The organism is Paenibacillus sp. PK1-4R (assembly GCF_030369595.1).
Taxonomy (GTDB): Bacteria; Bacillota; Bacilli; order Paenibacillales; family Paenibacillaceae; genus Paenibacillus.
Map to the genome: position 1 here is coordinate 5,429,817 of NZ_CP126535.1, position 16,031 is coordinate 5,445,847.

12 protein-coding genes are annotated in these 16,031 nt (G+C 46.2%); 1 reads left to right on the top strand and 11 read right to left on the bottom strand.

From position 1 onward, the window contains the following. Window positions 1-10: 10 nt before the first annotated feature. From aspS to QNO02_RS23615, 8 genes are all read right to left on the bottom strand, one after another. Window positions 11-1,789: an aspartate--tRNA ligase gene (gene aspS / locus QNO02_RS23580; protein WP_289390230.1), complete on the bottom strand. Its 1,779-nt coding sequence runs from the start codon at window positions 1,787-1,789 to the stop codon at window positions 11-13. 213 nt (window positions 1,790-2,002) lie between these two features. Then, window positions 2,003-3,256: a histidine--tRNA ligase gene (gene hisS, locus QNO02_RS23585; RefSeq protein ID WP_192133253.1), complete on the bottom strand. Its 1,254-nt coding sequence runs from the start codon at window positions 3,254-3,256 to the stop codon at window positions 2,003-2,005. A 782-nt stretch (window positions 3,257-4,038) separates the two neighbouring features. Further along, entirely contained in the window at window positions 4,039-5,307 is a 1,269-nt protein-coding gene (locus QNO02_RS23590) for an SEC-C metal-binding domain-containing protein (RefSeq protein WP_289390231.1), read from the bottom strand. Window positions 5,308-5,937: 630 nt separating this feature from the next. Then, window positions 5,938-6,384, bottom strand: coding sequence for a hypothetical protein (locus QNO02_RS23595; RefSeq protein ID WP_091027632.1), 447 nt, complete (start codon window positions 6,382-6,384; stop codon window positions 5,938-5,940). A gap of 104 nt (window positions 6,385-6,488) precedes the next feature. After that, a complete protein-coding gene (locus QNO02_RS23600; protein ID WP_289390232.1) occupies window positions 6,489-6,995 on the bottom strand; it encodes a type 1 glutamine amidotransferase domain-containing protein in 507 nt (168 codons plus the stop codon). 266 nt (window positions 6,996-7,261) lie between these two features. Next, the gene (locus tag QNO02_RS23605) at window positions 7,262-7,429 is read right to left on the bottom strand and encodes a hypothetical protein (protein WP_165980258.1); all 168 of its coding nucleotides are present in this window, start codon (window positions 7,427-7,429) and stop codon (window positions 7,262-7,264) included. A 76-nt stretch (window positions 7,430-7,505) separates the two neighbouring features. After that, entirely contained in the window at window positions 7,506-7,967 is a 462-nt protein-coding gene (dtd, locus tag QNO02_RS23610; protein WP_289390233.1) for a D-aminoacyl-tRNA deacylase, read from the bottom strand. 12 nt (window positions 7,968-7,979) lie between these two features. Further along, entirely contained in the window at window positions 7,980-10,157 is a 2,178-nt protein-coding gene (locus QNO02_RS23615) for a RelA/SpoT family protein (RefSeq protein WP_091027624.1), read from the bottom strand. Between the two features lie 373 nt (window positions 10,158-10,530). On the opposite strand from QNO02_RS23615, the gene uraA reads away from it, so the two are divergent. After that, window positions 10,531-11,847, top strand: a complete 1,317-nt coding sequence (gene uraA / locus QNO02_RS23620; RefSeq protein WP_289390234.1) for a uracil permease — start codon at window positions 10,531-10,533, stop codon at window positions 11,845-11,847. Between the two features lie 155 nt (window positions 11,848-12,002). Here uraA and QNO02_RS23625 read toward each other — a convergent pair whose 3' ends face one another. From QNO02_RS23625 to QNO02_RS23635, 3 genes are read right to left on the bottom strand one after another with little or no spacing between them, the layout of a single operon-like run. Further along, complete coding sequence (locus tag QNO02_RS23625) at window positions 12,003-12,518, bottom strand: adenine phosphoribosyltransferase (protein ID WP_289390235.1); 516 nt, start codon at window positions 12,516-12,518, stop codon at window positions 12,003-12,005. Window positions 12,519-12,555: 37 nt separating this feature from the next. After that, complete coding sequence (gene recJ / locus QNO02_RS23630; protein ID WP_289390236.1) at window positions 12,556-14,964, bottom strand: single-stranded-DNA-specific exonuclease RecJ; 2,409 nt, start codon at window positions 14,962-14,964, stop codon at window positions 12,556-12,558. Between the two features lie 40 nt (window positions 14,965-15,004). Further along, window positions 15,005-15,964 carry a cation diffusion facilitator family transporter gene (locus tag QNO02_RS23635; RefSeq protein WP_091027617.1) on the bottom strand — a complete coding sequence of 320 codons (960 nt, stop codon included), beginning with the start codon at window positions 15,962-15,964 and terminating at the stop codon, window positions 15,005-15,007. Between the last annotated feature and the right edge of the window lie 67 nt (window positions 15,965-16,031).

Consider the following 16,031-nt stretch of genomic DNA (forward strand, 5'->3'; position numbering starts at 1 on the left):
GATGCCTCCTTTATTTCTTTTCCGCTACCGGTTTACGGGCTACGCGGATATGAAGTTGTTCCAATTGCGAGTCATCCACTTCAGAAGGTGCATTCATCAGCAGATCCGTTGCACTTGCCGTTTTCGGGAAGGCAATCGTTTCACGCAGATTCGTGCGGCCCGCCAGCAACATCACGAGGCGGTCCAGACCAAAGGCAATACCACCATGCGGTGGAGTTCCATATTCGAATGCTTCCAACAGATAGCCGAATTTCTCATTCGCTACTTCTGGTGAGAGTCCAAGGGCAGCAAACATTTTCTCCTGAACATCACGTTTGTAGATACGCATCGAACCGCCACCTACTTCATAACCATTGAGAACAAGGTCATAGGCTTGAGCACGGATTGAACCTGGATCTGTATCGAACAGATGTACATCTTCGTCTTTTGGACGTGTGAACGGATGGTGTTCTGCCACATAACGTTTTGCATCTTCATCATATCCGAGGAGTGGGAAGTCCACAACCCAAGCAAATTTGAATTTACTGTCATCGATCAATCCAAGTTGACGGCCGATTTTCAGACGCAAAGCACCCAGAACGTCAGCAACCACTTTTTTCGTATCTGCGGAGAAGAGCAACAAGTCGCCATCCTCAGCACCTGTACGTTCTTTGACAGCTTCGATTTCTTCAGGCGTGAAGAACTTCACGATTGGCCCTTTGAACTCGCCGTCTTTTACTTGAATCCAAGCCAGACCTTTCGCACCGTAACGTGCAGCAAATGGTCCAAGATCATCGATCTCTTTACGACTCCATGTGCCACAGCCTTTAGCGTTCAGCACTTTCACTTCTCCACCTTTTTCGATGACAGAAGCAAATACTTTTACACCACTGTTTGCTACGATATCGTTCATTTCAACCAGTTCCATACCAAAGCGCAGATCTGGTTTGTCTGAACCGTATTTACCCATTGCATCTGCATACGTAATCCGTTGGAAAGGCAGTTCCAGCTCAATGCCTTTGGTTTCACGCAGCAATTTGGCCATCAGTTCTTCCATCATTGGCAGCAGGTCATCCTGTTGCAGGAAAGAAGTCTCGATGTCGACTTGAGTGAATTCTGGTTGACGGTCTGCACGCAGATCCTCATCCCGGAAACAACGAGCGATCTGATAATAACGCTCAAGTCCGCCGACCATCAGCAATTGTTTGTAAATTTGTGGGGATTGCGGCAGGGCGAAGAATTCACCTTCATGCACACGGCTTGGTACGAGATAATCACGCGCACCTTCCGGGGAGCTCTTAGTCAGGATCGGTGTTTCCACTTCAACGAACTCTTCTCCATCCAGGTAGTCACGGAACACTTTGGATGCTTTGGAACGCAGTTTCAGTGTTTCGAACATTTCCGGACGACGCAGGTCCAGGTAACGATATTTCAAACGAAGGGATTCATCAACTTCGACACCATCTTCAATGAAGAATGGAGGTGTTTTTGCCGCGTTCAGCACTTCGATTTCAGTGATTTGAACTTCAATTTCGCCAGTAGGCAGGTTTTTATTAACTGTTTCTGCATCACGTTTAACAACTTTACCTTTTACAGCGATAACATACTCGCTACGTACGCGATCTGCGATTTGCAGAGCTTCACCGGAATATGCCGGGTTAAAGACAACTTGTACAATCCCGCTGCGGTCACGCAGATCGATGAAGAGTACGCCCCCCAAGTCACGACGGGTCTGAACCCAACCGTTCAATGTTACTGTTTCACCGATGTGTGCGGGTGTTAATGCGCCGCAATGATGACTTCTTTTCATAACCAAACTCCTCATTATGTGAATTTCCGTTCTGTATGGGCAGTTAGTACCTGCTCTTCAACAGTCCGGTTACGTGTAGACCATGTATTCGAAAAGGCATGTTACCTCTGGCTCGCCAACTTCCGGTTAATTGGAATCGTCGGTGAACCTCAGTAATTTTGCCGGATCAATTGTTTTACTTGAATGTTTAAGACTTAATGTAACAATTCGTGCTTATTTGCCTTCGCGAATTGCTGTTACCAGATCATCAAGCTTCACGGTTTGTTGCTCACCCGTATCCATCGACTTGAGGGCGATCTCACCACGCTCCAGCTCGTCATCACCAAGGATGGCGGTATAGCGGGATTTGAAACGGTCAGCTGATTTCATCTGTGCTTTCATCTTGCGGCCCAGATAATCACGTTCCCCAGACAGTCCAGACTGACGAAGTTTGAACAACAGTCGGTTTACTTCACGATCAGCAGCCTCTCCCAGAGCAACAAAGTACACATCAAGTGGAGCCAGCGTAGTAACCTCAATATTTTGGTGCTCCAGAATCAGTTGAATACGCTCCAGACCAATACCGAAGCCGATGCCCGGCTGATCAGGTCCGCCGATATCACCAACAAGACCATTGTATCGACCACCGCCGCCAACCGTATCAATCGCTCCAATACCTTGGGCTTTTAATTCAAACGCAGTCAGCGTGTAATAATCCAAGCCCCGTACCAGACGATTGTTCACAGCATAATCCACTCCGAAATCATCCAGGTATGCCTGCAGCTTGGCAAAGTGATTCAAAGACTCTTCATCCAAGCTATCCAGTATGGACGGTGCCCCAACGAATTTGTCCTGATCGACTTTGCAGTCGAGCACACGTAGCGGATTACGCTCCATCCGGGACTGACAGTCCTTGCACAGGCTGTCTTTCATCGGTCTAAGGAATCCAAGTAACGTCTCACGATATTCTGCACGGCTGGTCGAGTTACCAACAGAGTTGATCTCCACTTTGACATCCTTCAAACCGAGCTCTACACACAACTGGTAGCCCAGTGCAATTACTTCGGCATCAATCGCCGGGTCCAGCGCACCGATGGCTTCTACACCAAACTGGTGAAACTGACGCTGACGGCCTGCCTGCGGACGCTCGTACCGGAACATCGGACCGATATAATACAGCTTGCTTACATCCGGTTCTCCGTAAATTTTATTCTCTACATACGCACGGACAACCCCCGCTGTTCCCTCTGGACGAAGAGTCATGCTGCGATTGCCTTTGTCATCAAAGGTATACATTTCTTTCTCAACGATATCGGTAGTCTCTCCTACACCGCGTACAAATAAAGAAGTCTGTTCGAAGATCGGTGTACGAATCTCACGGTAATTAAACCGTCGACACAGATCTCGTGCTTTTTCTTCTACGTACTGCCATTTCTCGACAACTCCAGGCAGTAAGTCCTGCGTTCCAGTCGGTTTTTGAAAAGCCATCTTGATCCCTCCAGCATTGATTTTTTCCTCTAAAAGTTAAAAAATTCTACACGTGATCACTGCGCGGGCAGAACAACCTTACAATCGCTGTTATCCCCAGATTTTTTTAATTTTCATTTTAAATGTGGAAATCCGGTGATAAAGGCGAACGCTTCGCTTTTACAGGTTTTTTCTGCCCTCTCCGTTTTCGTGTATTTCTTTTAAATCAACTTATATAACAAAAAAATCCCTCGCCCTGTCTGCTATGTATAGCAAACAAAGGGACGAGAGATTGTGTAATATACATTCACCCGTGGTACCACCCACATTCCGGAAACCTGACACTTTAGCCGTTCAGGTGATCTCTGGTGATTCAGGATTGCCAAGGGCACCCTGATCAAGCAGATATTCCGCTCTACGTGTAACGCACGTCCTGCGCAGGCCGGCTACTAGTCAACAGATCATTTCTGTTATGTTCGCCGTCTGTTCTCGGGGAAGTCATTCGTCCGCTCATCAAGAGAATCCTTACAGCCTTGGGATTCCTCTCTGGTCATGTGGGCACGGAGTACTTGGTCCCGTCATCAAATCAGTAATATAGTTCAAAAATCGACTTGTATTGACTATAGTCAACGTATTATTTTCTGATTGTAATGAACCGCAGTGCTAAAGTCAAGGGTTAACACAAAAAGATAGCTCTAAAAAATTTGCTCACACGCTGCACGGGATGGGAGTCAACAGAAATAACGGCGAATAGAAGCTGGATTCATCATATGAATTCCAACTTCTATTCGCTTCTTATTCCTCTATTGTTTCAGCATCCACTTCAACAGATCCGGCGCGCTCGCCCATAAACGGGAATGCATAATGACATATGCAATCGCTTCGTCTGAGTCGCCCATTCCGACAAAGTCAGGGAGGTTATGCGGCAGCCGTTTCAAACCCAACAGGTAATCAGGCACATGTTTGTTCACACCTCGGGCCACACGGTATAGCATTTTAAGCTGGGAGGTGATTCCGTTTTTCTTATACTCCAGAATGATCTGGTCATAGGCAAAGGCCGTTGCAGCGTCACCTTTTCCATACTCCTCCAGCAATTGCTCTGCCTGATCCAATTGGTTGCTGTACAAATACACAGCAGCGAGCAGGTAACGTGCTCCGGTATTATCTTCCGTATTAAGCTCTAGCATATGCTCCAGGATCTGTGCTGCTTCTTTCGTATCTCCGCCAAACCAGCAGGATTCGGCATAGCTTTTGCATATCCGGATATAGGGACGAGTCTCATGAAGCCCCCAGAAGTCCCCTTTGTTCTCCTCAAAAAACAGTTCGCCCAGTTCACGTTTGCCAGCAGCGATTCCTTCCTTGAGGTAAGATCGTGCATCATTCTCATTGTCCGATTCCTCAGCCAAAATGAGATACGCATCAGAACTGTCAGGATACATCTCCAGCGCTGTTTCCGCCAGCTGTACTCTCCGTTTGGAAGAACTGGCTTCCCTCGCCTTATCCAGCAGAGCCTGTGCTTTGTCTTTCGATGTGCCTGGGCCGTTCAGCATCAATAGCTCATCCGTTTCACCGCCCATGCCGTATTCTTCGATGTAACTATTCATCTCCTTAACCTTCCGGGAGATCGTGCCTGTCGTTACCTCATATTTATCAGCCAGCTCAGCCTTTGAGACATTGAAGCCGTATTCCTCGGACAGCAAATACTCAATTGCAGCAGAGAACGAGCCTGTCTTCTTCACAGTAGGGCGGGTCTGACGGGAGTAGCCGTTCCATAACACCAGAGCTTCCAAAATTACCTCTGGCTCGTATTGTTTCCTCATGTTCTCAATAGTCTGCAGGGCCAGCTGTTCGTGAGCCGGATGCTCCCATTTCAAATCGCTTGCCACCATTTTTTTCAGCTTGGTCAAGGTCAGTTTGCTCTCAGGCTGAATGGAGGCTTCCCGAACCGGTTGCTCCGTTGATATTATCCCTAGTATGGATTCTACTGCAGAGGACTCCTTGTTCAGACAACATTTCTTATATTTTTTCCCACTACCGCATGGGCATAAATCATTTCTTCCAACCTTACTCAAAACTAATTCCCCCTTAAATCTGTCTCTAGCCATTCGCATGAGAACTCTGTTGCTTTAGCATTGTAGGTGTCATTTCTCAAACGAGGCATTCTATATAACTTTCAAATTCCATCGATCAAGCAGAAACGGCTGCCCCGTACTTATATAAAAAGGCGGGGCCGTTTCAGCGAGTATATGTTCATCTGGAATATGACGGATCACTCTGGCGATGAATTCCTCATACTCTTTGTCATAGGATTGGATTCGCCTGAACCCAATCGCTGGAGCTAGATTTACCGTCCAATGTAGCCCAACTATGAAAACAATTCGCTGTAGAATATATAAACCCATCTCTCTATTCTAGCAAAAATTGAATAAAGGGGTAAGCTCTGCCCAAAACATACACATTCTCAGTTCAAAAAAAATAGCCTGCACACGGTGTGCAGGCTCAAAGGATATATAAAAAAAGGGGGTCATGTGTGTTATTATAAGCCCACTATGTTAAAGGCTTATGTAACTAATATTACAGTAATATTACAAAAATGATAGCGCTTTATAATTGTGTTTTTTAATATATTTATAATTGAAAAACCCTTGCACATTACCCGACTCTGTAGTCAAGCAGTGCAAGGGCCAAGAAGTATCTACACGTTAGTTCAACTCTTCCACATAGGCATGGTTGGAACGAAGCTTATGAACAATCTCGTCATAATCCTCATCCCTTACTTTGGCAGACAGAACATAATGCAGATCATCATAATCGGCCGAAGACACATCCGCAGCATTCAGCATGTCTCCATCCTCATTCACTCTGTCACGAGTATCCCGTTCTGCATCACGATCCACATTGGCTACCACGGGGATCACATTTTCACTGGCTGGAACGCCTGGGGCTGCACCTACACCCATTGCTCCGTTAGTGCCTACGCCACCCGCCGTATTATATGGCACCAGTGGTACCATAACACGCGTGTCTCTACCTACCGCACTATCGAGTTGACCTACTTCCAAATGCTCTGTACGGAACGTCTGAAGTGAAGTTCTTGCTCCCTCTGCCTCGTCTTCGGTTCGAAAATACGCCTGAATATGTTTTGTCATGTCAAACCCTCCTTTTTCGGAATGAAATGCAACGTGAAGTTTCGTAGCCCCACGATGTAACGTAGTTAAGATACATCAATATATGTCAGTTGCACTAGCTGAAGTTATATAACATTTAGCAGTTCACGTACAAACGCTGGCTCATCTTCAGGCGTACGGGATGTAATATAGTTTCCATCCACAACCGCCTCATGATCCTTGAACTCTGCTCCTGCGTTTACCATGTCATCCTTAAGTGGTGGATAGGATGTAATGGTGCGGCCTTTCAACAGACCGGCACTAGCCAAAATTTGCGGACCATGGCAGATCGCTGCGATTGGTTTCTTCGCACTGTTGATCTCGGTGACAAACTTCAAGATGTGCGCATCACTTCGCAAATTCTCAGGGGATGATCCACCTGGAATCACGACTGCATCATAATCTGAAGCGGATGCCTCAGCGATTGCCTTATCTGTAGTGTAGGAGGCCTTTCCTCCTTTACCTTTAAGGGTCTCACCGGCTTTTAACCCGATAATCTCCACTTCATGTCCAGCTTTTTTTACTTCGTCATACGGAACCTGCATCTCCGAATCTTCAAAGTCATTCGCCAATAAAAAAGCAACTTTACTCATAACGTATGTTCTCCTTTCCGTGTTCGAACTTTCTTTATAAAATCGGGTCTTGCAGTACATTGGCACTCCGTTGTGCCTCGTTTTGTTATTACCCTCACCAGAGCAATTTATAACAATTTGATGTAATTTCATTTTGTAACGAAGTCGTCAAACAAATACTTAAAAAGTTCTACTCACGAAAAAAAGTCCTGATTCGGGAAGGAATCAGGACTTTTTCAGAATCTGGATAATCCAAATATCGGATATTTATATACCTGTGTAAACATTCAAGATCGCGGAAGATGACTCTGCTTCCCTTTGTCCGAATCCTGAAGTGCCCAGATCGTTGCAACATAATCAGCAGCCGAACGGGCAAGGTGCAATGATTCATACAGGTTGCCAGGGAGTAACAAAGGTTCTGAACGGGTACGTGTTTCTTTCGCAGATTGGCGCATAATTGGATGGATACTCCTTTGATCATGAAATAGTCATCAACGAATTATCCCTTATTATGGCCTGAACCCAATGAAATTATGCACGTGGTTCCTGACGAACCGGACTTTCAAGCATCAAAGTCACGGGTCCCCAGTTGGTAAATGTTACATCCATCATCGCTCCGAAACGCCCGGTTTCAACCTGAATACCTTTATCCCGTAGTAGTTGATTAAACGTTCCATATAACCGTTCCGCCGCTTCAGGTCGGGCCGCAGCCGCAAAGCTCGGACGCTTTCCTTTGCGACAATCTCCGTACAGGGTGAACTGGGAAACAGACAATACAGCACCGCCTACATCAAGAAGGCTGAGATTCATCTTCTCCTGATCATCCTCAAATATCCGCAACCCACTAACTTTGTCAGCCAGATACTGGGCATCCTTCTCGGTGTCCTCATGGGTAATGCCTACGAGCAGCATTAATCCGGATTCGATCTTACCTGTCAGCTCGTCTCCCACGGTCACCTGAGCCTCTTTACAGCGTTGTACAAGCACCCTCATCTTACAGGCTCCTTACTGCATAATCCGATGCACCGAGTAAACATCTTTCACCCGTTTGATCCGTTCTACAACGGATTGCAGATGATCCGTATTACGAATCAGTATTGTGACGTGCACCAATGCTAATTTATTTTTGTCTGTCCGTCCTGTAACGGCAGATATATTGGTTTTACTTTCGGATACAGCCTGAAGTACCTCGTTGAGCAAGCCATTCCGATCATGACCTGTAATCTCAATATCCACACTGTAACTCGCTTCGATATTCTCTTCCCACTCGACCTCAATCACACGTGCTGCTTCTTCTCCGTCTGCACTTGTCGGGATATTTGGACAGTCACTACGGTGAACGGAAACGCCGCGTCCGCGTGTAACATATCCGATAATGTCATCCCCAGGTACAGGATTACAGCATCGTGCGAAACGAACAAGCAGATTATCGATGCCTTTGACACGAATACCGTTGGTTGGTCGATTTCTCCGCTCAGGTGCAGGTTTCAGCTCGCGCATCTCGGAATTTAATTCCAGCAAACTGGACTCTTCCTGCTCTTTACGCAGTTTTTCAGTTGCTTTGGTTACAATCTGTGCAGCAGTAATCCCACCGAATCCAACAGCCGCAAGCATGTCATCAATATCGTTAAACGCATATTTTTTGGCAGCTTCCATCAACTTGTCATCCGTCATCCACGCAGAAGGATCAAGCCCCATGCGTTTCAGTTCACGCTCACAGCTCTCTCGACCTTTTTCAACGTTTTCTTCACGGCGTTCCTTCTTGAACCATTGCTTGATCTTCGCACGTGCATGAGAAGATTTCGCAATTTTCAACCAGTCCTGGCTCGGTCCGTAAGAATGTTTGGACGTCAAAATTTCGATGATATCACCTGTCTTCAGATGATAATCGAGCGGAACAATCCGACCGTTTACTTTGGCACCAATGGTCCGATTACCAACCTCCGTATGGATTCGATAAGCAAAATCCAAAGGAACAGAGCCAATTGGCAATTCGATGACTTCTCCTTTTGGCGTAAATACAAATACCAGATCAGAGAAGAAATCCATTTTGAGTGACTCTACGAATTCTGATGCATCCTGTGCTTCGTTTTGAAGTTCAAGAATTTCACGGAAGAACGTAATCTTATCTTCAAAATGATTTCCGTTCGCAGCGCCTTCTTTGTAGGCCCAGTGGGCAGCAATACCAAATTCTGCAGTCCGGTGCATATCCCATGTCCGGATCTGTACTTCCGTTGGTTCGCCATTGGGACCAACTACCGTTGTATGGAGCGATTGATACATATTCGCCTTCGGCATCGCAATGTAGTCTTTAAAGCGTCCAGGCATCGGTTTCCATAACGTGTGTATAATTCCCAGGGTAGCATAACAATCCTTGATATTATCCACAATAATACGAATGGCAAGCAGATCATAAATTTCGTTAAACTGCTTATTTTTGGTGGTCATTTTCTTGAACACGCTGTAGATATGTTTCGGGCGGCCCGAAAGGTCTGCCTGAATTCCCATCTCATCGAGTTTGTTCGTAATCCCATCCATAACCGTATCAATATATTGCTCACGTTCCGCACGCTTTTTGTGCATCAGGTTTGCAATTCGATAGTACTGCTGCGGATTCAAATAACGGAGGGCGATGTCCTCCATTTCCCATTTGATCGCAGAGATACCCAAACGGTTCGCAATCGGACAGAAAATTTCCAGCGTCTCATATGAGATCCGGCGCTGGCTTTCTTCCGACTGAAACTTGAGTGTCCGCATATTATGCAGACGGTCAGCCAATTTAATCACGATGACACGGATGTCCTGCGCCATGGCGATGAACATTTTGCGGTAGTTCTCGTTCTGCTGTTCTTCCTTGGAGCGAAACTGAATACGTTCCAGCTTCGTCAAGCCGTCAACAAGCATGGCACACGTATTGCCGAAATGATTGCGGATCTCTTCAAGTGAGACCGTAGTATCCTCTACTACATCATGAAGAAGCGCTGCTATTATGGAGATGGTGTCCATCTGCATGTTCACAACAATGTCGGCAACCGCAAGCGGATGCAGAATATACGGTTCTCCCGATTTTCGCGTCTGTCCATGGTGGGCCTGATCAGCAAATTCGTAAGCTTCTCGTATGCGCACCAGATCGGGTTCTTTGATATATGCCCCGGCCTTCTCGAGTAATTGCTCTATGCCCATTCTGATCTGTTCCGTGTCCTTTCTATACCAAATGGAACCCGTGACAGTGCTGCAACACAGGTTCCCCGTAAAAGTAATTTCCTATAATTATGACGCTTCGCCCGTTTCCCGTCAACTGCTGACGAATAAGAGCGCTTATCCAATTTTTATATTCGTGATCTGAATTACTTCTAACCCATTTCCCTATGACTCACAGGGGATTGAATGTATTTCTTATTTCTTATGTATTATTGCCGTTATTTGCTGAAATAGAAGGAAAATTCATGAAAATATAAATTCCATCGCTCTGCTACGTCAAAAATGTTATTGCTTAATTAAGAGAAACTCTGTAATCTATTGAAAGTTTGTGTTTCGGAAAAGGAGATGAAATTCATTGCAACGCGAAATTCAGGTTAATCAAAAGATGCCACTTGGCTCAGGTTCACTGCTTAGCCTTCAGCATTTGTTCGCCATGTTTGGCAGTACGGTGCTTGTACCTAACCTGTTCGGTGTCGATCCAAGTATGATCCTGTTGATGAACGGAATTGGAACACTGTTGTACATACTGATGTGTAAAGGAAAGATCCCCGCATACCTTGGGTCCAGTTTTGCCTTTATTGCTCCTGTCACTTCGGTATTGAAAACCCATCCAGAGAACGGTTATTCCATGGCACTTGGAGCTTTTATTATAACTGGACTTGTTTTCTGCCTGGTGGCTTTAATTATTAAATATGCCGGGACAGGATGGATTAACGTAGTCTTCCCACCAGCAGTTATGGGTGCCATCGTTGCTCTGATCGGCCTGGAGCTTGTACCTGTTGCAGCTGGTATGGCAGGATTGATTAACTCTGATCCTGTTGCTAACCCCAACTGGGTGCCTCAGGCCAAACCCATTATTTTATCCATGGCCACACTCGGTATCACTGTCATTGGAGCCGTAACGTTCCGTGGATTCCCCAAAATCATTCATATTCTAATCGGTATTGTAGTGGGTTATATCCTTGGCTATTCTATGGGTCTGGTTGATAAACAGGCTATTGGAAACGCTGATTTTCTCTCACTGCCAACCGTAACCACTCCTACATTTGACTGGTCTGTTGTCTTCACCATTTTACCTGTAGCACTCGTGGTTATTGTAGAACATATTGGACATTTGCTTGTAACGAGCAGCATTGTGGGTAAAGATCTTTCGAAAGACCCTGGCCTTCATCGTTCCCTACTTGGTAATGGGGTCTCCACCATTTTGTCCGGGTTTGTAGGATCTACTCCCAATACAACCTATGGTGAGAACATCGGTGTTATGGCACTGACTCGCGTATACTCCACATATGTCATTGGTGGCGCAGCAGTCATTGCAATTGTACTCTCCTTCTCAGGAACATTCTCTGCGCTTGTAGCTAACATTCCTGTGCCTGTTATGGGTGGGGTATCCCTGCTTCTGTTCGGAGTTATTGCTGCATCCGGTCTGCGTATTCTGGTTGAACAGAAAGTCGATTTTGCCAAACCGACCAATCTGCTGCTTACTACACTTGTATTGGTCATCGGACTGAGTGGTACAGAAGTTACCTTCTACGGCGTTCATCTGAAAGGGATGGCATTGGCAACCATCGTCGGAATCCTGATGAGCTTGTTGTTCAAACTGTTTGAAGTCCTGGGTTGGTTAAATGACGATTCGCAAAAACAGCCTATTACTGAAAAAACGCCCGATTAATTTTCATCGTATACACATCAAAAAGCCTGTTCTCCCTAACCTTTAGGTTGGAAGAACAGGCTTTTTGATAATCATTAATGCTGTATATTATTTCCCGGGAAAAGGGAAAAGCAATTCAGGTTTTAATCACAACACTCCAAGTGGAGATTTTAAACTTAGTAGTTCATCAATGTGAATACATCGATTTTCTCTGGCAATTTAGCACGACCATTCAGATCAGACAGCTCGATCAGGAACGCAGCACCGACAACTTTCCCACCCAATTGTTCAATCAAGTTGATGGAAGTTGCAATCGTTCCACCCGTTGCGAGCAGATCATCTGCGATCAGGACATTTTGACCTTTTTCAATCGCATCTGTGTGCATTGCGAGTGTATCCTTGCCATACTCGAGATCATAACCAACTTCAATCGTCTCTCCAGGCAGTTTTCCACTTTTGCGAATCGGAGCAAAACCGACACCGAGAGCGTATGCCAGAGGGGCGCCCACAACGAATCCACGTGCTTCAGGTCCAGCAATAACGTCAATTTTAAGATCAGAAACCATCACTTTCAGTTCATTGATCGCATTGCGGTACATTTCTCCATCCTTCAACAATGTTGTAATGTCCTTAAAGCTGATTCCCGGTTGTGGAAAGTCAGGAATGACACGAATATAATCTTTAAAATCCAAAATAATCTCCTCCTAAAATAAATACACAAACTTCCATCTAAGATACGCCCTTCATCCGGGATATCATCCATTGTGTCAGTTGCGGTGTGGCTGCATCCAGCATCACCTGTTCTATCTCGGCCATATTTTCGAGCGCCTGATAGTGACGTGAAGCGGTTAGTTCACGCTTAGGCGGGTTATCCACAAACGCAATTTTGCCGTTATCACGGGTAATGAAGGATAACTCTTCGAATACATCCAACATCATCGTAATCATGCGCGGCGAACAACCACACTGACGACTGAGCACAGGAGTAATCTCTTGTTCCTCCACGGGTTCAGCTTTCCATTTCAACACCTGCATATAAATACGCTTAAAGAGTTCTCTGGAAGGCATCTGAAGGCGATCTCGGCGGTTGCCTGATCCGTGCAGAAGGATGATATTCTCAGCTCCACTGAACAAAGCCAGCATGGCATTAAGTTGTTCCGGGGTTTCCGGCGTATCAAACACAAATAACGTCCGGACTTGTTCCTGTCCATAATGCTGTGCAGCAGCATTACACGGAAATAACCCGACCTTTCTATCATATACCCAAAGGCAAGGTTCATACAATGAATTTCCCTCGGAAACGTCTGTTTCTTTCCGAACAATAGCACCAACAGAACCAGATTTATATCGCAGATGTACCTCAAGTGAGCTCAAGAAATGTTTCATCGCATTTAATGGCTCGGCATTACCGCGCAAATCAAACACTTGGACCTGAGGAACATGAATGTCTTGAAGCATCAGTTGAGGTTTTCTCATCCCATTCCATTCATTGATGGACAGTTCTCCCATCACATCAATAACGGAACCAGGGAGAAGAAACTCTGCTAACGCTCCCTTGCCAAAAGCAACGGTTTCCAGTTGCTGACCATCCTGTTCCAGAACCAGTTTCAGATGGCGTTTCTCTCGTCCCATTGTTCTGGTTTCCTTCACAGTCACACTTCTCAATACAAACCGCGGCGAAGGATTACTCATCCCAAAAGGCTGCAATCTGTCGATCTCCTGGATTACTTTCAGTGGAACATCACTGATTCTGCATTCATCATCCGCAAGACGTTGAGGTACAAAGTCCTCTTCAGTCAATACAGATGCAGCAAACTTATTCAAACCAGCCTCAAGTTCTTCCAACTGATCCCGATGCAAGGTCATACCTGCTGCAGCAGGATGTCCCCCGTAATGGTCCATAGTGTGTTTATTGACTGTGAGCGCCTCGTAGATATCCAAGCCCTCAATGGAGCGCGCTGAGCCCTTGCAGACACCGCTCTCTGGATCGATCCCAAGGATAAGTGTAGGTCGGTAATAACGCTCCAGCAATTTGGAAGCCACAATACCAATCACTCCAACGTTCCAGCCCTCACCAGCCAATACGATTACATCTGGAACGGATCCTGAACGAAGCTGTATCTTTTGTTCCAACTGTGCCGTTGCTTCTTGTAATATGCCCTCTACGACTTGCTGCCGTTCCCGATTCAATAGATCAAGCTGGCCCGCAAGCGTATGAGCTTCATCCAGATTCTCGGTGGTGAGAAGTGATACGGCTCTCCCAGCATGATCCAAACGTCCACTGGCATTAATACGAGGTGCCATGGCAAAGGCAATATTAATTGAAGTCACCTGACTCTGATCCACACCACTGATTTCCAGCAATGCACTTACACCGGGAAGACGTGAACCACGCATCGATTCTATTCCATAACTGACGATAACCCGGTTCTCCCCTTCCAAAGGCATCAGATCGGCAACGGTACCGATGGCGGCAATCTCCATCCATTCACCGGGCACTTCCCCGATTAATGCCTGAGCGAGCTTCAAGGCTACTCCTGCTCCTGCCAAACCTTTAAAAGGATACGGACAGCCTGGAAGTTTCGGATTAATAAGTGTAAAGGCTTCGGGCAAAATTTCAGGCGGCTCATGGTGATCTGTCACAATGACTTCGATGCCCAGCGTTGCCGCATAGGCAATCTGTTCAACAGCACTGATTCCGGTGTCCACGGTAATTATCAATGAGACGCCCTGTTGATGTGCCCAATCCAACGCATGATTGTGCAATCCATACCCTTCATTCGAGCGATGAGGGATATATATATCGTACGAAGCCCCAAGATGACGCATCAAATGGATCATGAGTGATGTGCTGGATACGCCATCAGCGTCATAATCCCCGTAGATCAAAATATGTTCTTCCCGCTCCAATGCCAGCTTGATACGTGGCACAGCTTCATTCATGCCGAGGAGCAGATAGGGATCATGCATCTGATTAAGGTCAGGATGCAAAAAACGTTCGGCCTCCTTCTCATTGTGCACTCCTCGACTCACAAGCAAACGTCCAACAAGGGGTGAAACGGAAAGCGCCTGCGAGAGTCCCGCAGCCGCCTCCAAATCGATATTCGGTGTATTCCACCGGTATTGCGAATAAAGCAATGATAACGCTCCTTTCCTGATCTACTGGACCCGCGCTTCACTACTGAATTAATGTCGCTTCGTGATCGGGCAGTTCATGATTGGATTTATAAGGATAACCTGGATCATAAGGTATCGCTTGAATCTGTACTTCTTTCACATGACTGAACCGGGTTAGCAGTAGTGTCTTGGCCCGATTCGCAATCTCCTGTGCTTCCAGTATTGAGATTCTTGGATTCACACTAATGACCAGCTCAATCGTAACGTCATGTTCCTGTTCACGTGCAACCAAATGTTCAATGGTAATGATGCCATACACCCGCTGTACAGTCTCTTTGAAATCGGACGCTTCTTCCTGTTCCAGTTCCTGAACAAGTGAACCATACACCGTGTCCACAATCATTCGGTAACCCTTGTGAAGCACAAAACAGGAAGCAATCAACGCAGCCGTGGGGTCCAGGTAGAGCAACATGCTCAAGCCCGTCTCTTCACCAGCCATCGAACCGATAATACCGATTAATACGGTGAGCGAGCAATAGAGTGCACGGCGATGTTGCTGTGCATAAGCCAGCGCCTGAGACTGATTTCGTTTACGGAAATATCTGTACTGAAATTGAAAAATCGCTTCTTTCACAGCCAGAGCTGCAACAGCCACCAAAAGTACCGACTTGCCGGGTGCTTCCGGATCACTTCCGGAGAGACTACCCAATGCGGAGATGGCAAGCTGTAATCCACCCATAAGGATTAGCACAGATAACAATACTGAGATTCCGGGTCTAGCAACACTTGAATGTTCTTTAAACCGTCCCCTGCGAGCCTTGCTCTTATCGCGTACAGACTTGGAGGGAAAGAGACCAGCCAGGGCAGAACCAGCTTCAGAAGCAGAATACAAGCCGTCAGCGAGCAATGATTTGCTGTTTGCCATATAACCGACTCCCGCTTTGATCACCGCAAGTCCCATATTACCGGCAATACCGCTCCATGTGGCAGCCTGAGCAGATGGGATATGTTCTCTGGTCATGAATATTCCCCCTTAATTCTGTACATAAAGTTGCAAAACCGCGCCTGGCAGACGCGGCTTCACAATA

What these genes read in the sequence shown, in the direction of transcription:
- QNO02_RS23635 (WP_091027617.1), bottom strand. Translation starts at nt 15,964, where the DNA reads ATGACCAGAGAACATATCCCATCTGCTCAGGCTGCCACATGGAGCGGT.
- QNO02_RS23600 (WP_289390232.1), bottom strand. Translation starts at nt 6,995, where the DNA reads ATGAGTAAAGTTGCTTTTTTATTGGCGAATGACTTTGAAGATTCGGAG.
- aspS (WP_289390230.1), bottom strand. Translation starts at nt 1,789, where the DNA reads ATGAAAAGAAGTCATCATTGCGGCGCATTAACACCCGCACACATCGGT.
- hisS (WP_192133253.1), bottom strand. Translation starts at nt 3,256, where the DNA reads ATGGCTTTTCAAAAACCGACTGGAACGCAGGACTTACTGCCTGGAGTT.
- dtd (WP_289390233.1), bottom strand. Translation starts at nt 7,967, where the DNA reads ATGAGGGTGCTTGTACAACGCTGTAAAGAGGCTCAGGTGACCGTGGGA.
- QNO02_RS23615 (WP_091027624.1), bottom strand. Translation starts at nt 10,157, where the DNA reads ATGGGCATAGAGCAATTACTCGAGAAGGCCGGGGCATATATCAAAGAA.
- QNO02_RS23595 (WP_091027632.1), bottom strand. Translation starts at nt 6,384, where the DNA reads ATGACAAAACATATTCAGGCGTATTTTCGAACCGAAGACGAGGCAGAG.
- QNO02_RS23605 (WP_165980258.1), bottom strand. Translation starts at nt 7,429, where the DNA reads ATGCGCCAATCTGCGAAAGAAACACGTACCCGTTCAGAACCTTTGTTA.